The 4,147-nt window shown below is 63.0% G+C and carries 5 protein-coding genes; 4 read left to right on the forward strand and 1 reads right to left on the reverse strand.

Annotated elements, in window-relative coordinates; translation table 11 throughout:
* The first annotated feature begins 6 nt into the window (after nt 1–6).
* The gene (gene sugE / locus EN984_RS24775; RefSeq protein WP_013528463.1) at nt 7–321 is read left to right on the forward strand and encodes a quaternary ammonium compound efflux SMR transporter SugE; all 315 of its coding nucleotides are present in this window, start codon (nt 7–9) and stop codon (nt 319–321) included.
* A gap of 131 nt (nt 322–452) precedes the next feature.
* On the opposite strand, the gene EN984_RS24780 is transcribed toward sugE, so the two are convergent.
* On the reverse strand, nt 453–881 hold the full coding sequence (locus EN984_RS24780) for a DUF6481 family protein (RefSeq protein WP_023761392.1): 429 nt from the start codon (nt 879–881) through the stop codon (nt 453–455).
* Between the two features lie 300 nt (nt 882–1,181).
* Here EN984_RS24780 and EN984_RS24785 point away from each other — a divergent pair, with 300 nt between their 5' ends.
* From EN984_RS24785 to EN984_RS24795, 3 genes are all read left to right on the forward strand, one after another.
* On the forward strand, nt 1,182–2,243 hold the full coding sequence (locus tag EN984_RS24785) for an LLM class flavin-dependent oxidoreductase (RefSeq protein ID WP_127267667.1): 1,062 nt from the start codon (nt 1,182–1,184) through the stop codon (nt 2,241–2,243).
* 252 nt (nt 2,244–2,495) lie between these two features.
* Nucleotides 2,496–3,665 (forward strand): AI-2E family transporter, encoded by a 1,170-nt coding sequence (locus tag EN984_RS24790; protein WP_127267668.1) that lies wholly within the window; start codon nt 2,496–2,498, stop codon nt 3,663–3,665.
* Between the two features lie 68 nt (nt 3,666–3,733).
* The coding region (locus tag EN984_RS24795; protein ID WP_127384015.1) for an MsnO8 family LLM class oxidoreductase at nt 3,734–4,147 on the forward strand (414 nt) is incomplete at its 3' end.

Consider the following 4,147-nt stretch of genomic DNA (forward strand, 5'->3'; position numbering starts at 1 on the left):
TTGTCGATGTCGTGGATTCTTCTCTTTTTCGCCGGCCTGTTCGAGATCGGCTGGGCAATCGGCCTCAAATACACAGATGGCTTCTCGAAACTGGTGCCGACCGTGCTGACCGTTGCCTCTATGGTCGTCAGCCTCACTCTGCTCGGCCTGGCGCTGAAGGCGCTGCCCGTTGGCACCGCCTATGCGGTGTGGACCGGCATCGGCACCGTCGGTACGGCACTGCTCGGCATCTGGCTGCTCGGCGAACCAGCCACCGCGATCAGGCTGGCCTGCATCGCGCTCATCGTCTGCGGCATCATGGGGCTGAAGTTCGCCGCCTGACGGTCTTTTGGTTTGCGCATGTCATCCTCCCAGAACCGGGACCAATATTTGGGCGACATGGGACAAACACCTTCAGGGCCGCTGTGAGGCGACCCTGATTGTCGAAGCTGGCTGCTTCGGTAATCCTGAGGCTAGCGGGCGGAGAAGCCCGGCGGCGTCCTGCCGGTGCGCTGCTTGCGTGCCGCATAACGCGCGTCACGCTTGGCCTTGCGTTCGGCTTCGTCGGCCAGAAAACGGGCGATGCGCTCGTTCTCTTCGGATTCCCGAATCTTGGCCTCAGCCTGTGCAGCTTCCTCGGCGGCGATACGTGCCGCTTCGGCTGCTGCCTCGCGCTCGGCCTTCTCGACCGCTTCGCGTGCCAGCTTCTCCTGCTTCAGCCGAGCCTTTTCAGCTTCGCGGATTTCGCGGGCCGCGAGGATCGCCTTGCGTTCAGCCTGCCGCGCCAGCACAGCGGGATCATCCGCCGCCGGCTTTGCCTTGAAGCGCTCGAGGAGCGCCTTCTTTGCCTCGTTTGCGGCATTGCGCCGCTCGAAAACGTCTTTTTCCCTGTAGATAGCCAAGTCCACTTCCCTGAAGTCAATTCGCGACGCTTACATACGCGCGAAAACCGAGAGTTCAAGCGCCAAAACGGCATGGCAGCCATGAAATTGTCGGCTGTTGCACTCGGGAGACGCCTTTGGAGCAATTTCAGGGAAGTGTGAAACGGTTTTCCCGGGAAAAGCGCGCAGCGCTTTCCCTTGGGAATTGCGACGAAGAGATTGAACCGAAAACGACATGCACTGTTCACCGTCGCGCCTCTGGCGGCGAGGTTGGCGGATGGCTACGTCTAGCGGCAAATTCCAACACCAGGATGACATTAGATGGAACTCGGTCTCTACACCTTCGCCGACGTCAGCCCGCAGCCGGGCCCCGGCGCCATCGGCCCGCATGAGCGGCTGCGCAACCTGATCGAGGAGGTCGAGCTGGCCGATCAGGTCGGCCTCGACGTCTTCGGCCTCGGCGAGCATCACCGGCCCGACTATGCCGCCTCCGCACCGGTCGTGGCCCTGGCCGCGGCCGCCGAGCGCTCGAAGCGCATCAAGCTGACCAGTGCCGTCACCGTTCTGTCTTCTGATGACCCGGTGCGCGTGTTCCAGCAGTTCGCAACGCTCGACCTTCTGTCGGGCGGCCGCGCCGAGATCATGGCCGGACGCGGCTCGTTCATCGAATCCTTCCCGCTGTTCGGTTACAACCTCGAGGACTATGACGAGCTGTTCGCCGAAAAGCTCGATCTGCTACTTGCCATCCGCAACGGCGTGAAGGTCACCTGGTCCGGCAATCTGCGCGCGCCGATCAACGATCGCGGCGTTTATCCCCGGCCCTTCCAGGACAGGCTACCGGTCTGGATCGCCATTGGCGGCACGCCGCAGTCTGCCGCCCGCGCGGGTGCGCTCGGCCTGCCGCTGGCGCTCGCCATCATCGGCGGCGAGCCGGCGCGCTTCGCGCCGCTGTTCGATCTCTATCGCGAAGCCGCCAAGCGCGCCGGCAGCGACCCGAGGGGCCTTGCCACCAGCATCAACGTGCACGGCTTCATCGCCGAGACGACCGAGCAGGCGGCCGACGATTTTTACGGCCCGCAGGCGGAGGTGATGAACCGCATCGGCCGCGAGCGCGGCTGGGGTCCGACATCCCAAGCGCATTTCGACCAGTCGCGCGGCCCGAACGGCGCGTTGTTCGTCGGCGGTCCCGAGCAAGTGGCTGAGAAGATCGTCGCCCAGCACAAGATCTTCGGCAATGACCGCTTCCTGCTGCAAATGGCGATCGGCACCATGCCGCATGCCAAGATCATGAAGGCGATCGAACTCTACGGCACCAGGGTGGCGCCGATCGTGCGCAAGGAAACAGCCAGGGCTGGCACAGCCGTCACCACGCCGGCAGCCTGACGGAAATGTCGGCTGCTGGCTGCTGCCTTTGAGAAGGCCGGATTTTTCGTCCTCGTCGCCACGACATTGGGAAGAAAGCCAAATCTCTCTTCCAACGCCGTGAGTGCAGGCCTGGATGCTGCGGCGCGCTCTGATTTCCGGACCCGTGCAAACGGGCCTCATTCCGGAAGCCGGCTCATGGAACCTGCGCCCATAACTCTGCGTTCATGCAAGCAATAGCCGATCGCCGAGGGCGCCGGCTCGAGGGTGAGCATGAAAACCGAACCCGCTGCCTTGGGCCGCGCCATCGCCGACGAGTCGGATTCGCGCGTTGCGGCCCGCGCCGACACGCATCTGATGCGCTCGCTGCTCGTCGGCATTTTCCTGTTCATGGCCATCTATGCGCTCTACTTCGCTCGCGCTTTCTTCATGCCGGTCATTCTGGCTTTCCTGCTGGCGCTGACGCTGACGCCGATCGTTAGGCTCCTGCGCAGGCACGGCATCTCCGAAGTGGTTTCGGCGACCCTTCTGGTGCTGTTGTCGATCTGCATCTTTGCCAGCGTAGGCTACCTGCTCAGCGGACCGATCATCGACCTCATCAACAACACCTCTTCGATAGGCCAGCAACTTGCCGAACGGCTGGCGCAATTGCGCCGCCCACTCGAGAAGATCATGCAGATTTCGCATCAGATCGAACAGCTGACCCAGACGTCGCAGGAGCCGGGCATCCAGAGGGTGGCGATGGCGCAGTCCGGCATCCTGTCGGCGGCCGCCAGCAACATCCTGTCGGCCGGAACAGGCCTGACTATCATTTTCGTGCTGTCGCTGTTCCTGCTCGCCTCCGGCACGATGTTCTATGAAAAGATCATCCAGTCCTTCGCCAGCCTCAGCGAAAAGAAACGGGCGCTGCGCGTCGTCTATGACGTCGAGCGCGAAATCTCGCACTATCTGCTCACCGTCACCATCATCAATGCCGGCCTCGGCACGGTCATCGCTCTTGGTCTGTGGGCGCTCGGCATGCCCAATCCGCTGGTCTGGGGAGCCGCCGCGGCGTTGCTCAACTTCTTGCCCTATGTCGGAGCGCTGATCACCATCGTGCTTGTCACGGTCATGGCGTTGATCAGCTTCGATACCATCTTCTACGCGCTTCTGGCGCCGGCCTTCGTGATCTTGTGCGACATCGTCGAAGGCCAGTTCGTGACGCCGATGGTGGTCGGCCGGCGTCTGGAGATCAACGCCGTGGCAATCTTGATCGCCATCGCCTTCTGGTCATGGTTGTGGGGCTTCGTCGGCGCCCTGATGGCGGTGCCGCTGCTGGTCGTCATCAAGGTATTCTGCGATCATTTCGACGGGCTCAGCCATGTCGGCAATTTTCTCGCCGCGCAGCACGCGGTTGTCGTCGAGGAGGACGACATCGCCGACCCCGAAGCTATCAAAGGCTGATCAATATTTTTGAATTTGCGGCGCCGCCGGATGCTTCCTACATGCGGTCCTGACACAGGATCCCATCCATGACCGCTCTTTCCGTTCTCGACCTGTCGCCGATCGTCGAAGGCAGCGATGCCTCGCAGTCGCTGGCCAACTCGCTCGATCTTGCCCGCCATGCCGAGCGCCTGGGCTACAAGCGTTTCTGGCTGGCCGAGCATCACAACATGCCGGGTATCGCCAGCGCGGCCACAGCCGTCGTCATTGCCCATGTCGCCGGCGGTACCAAGACCATTCGCGTCGGCGCCGGCGGCATCATGCTGCCCAACCATTCGCCGCTGGTGATTGCCGAGCAGTTCGGCACGCTGGCCGCCTTGCATCCGGGCCGCATCGATCTCGGCATCGGCCGGGCGCCCGGCACCGACATGGGCACCGCCCGTGCCTTGCGCCGCAATCTCGAGGCCGGGGTCGACAATTTCCCTCAGGATGTCGTCGAGCTG

Origin of the sequence: Mesorhizobium sp. M7A.F.Ca.CA.004.12.1.1 (assembly GCF_003997835.1) — a bacterium.
Classification (GTDB): Bacteria; Pseudomonadota; Alphaproteobacteria; order Rhizobiales; family Rhizobiaceae; genus Mesorhizobium.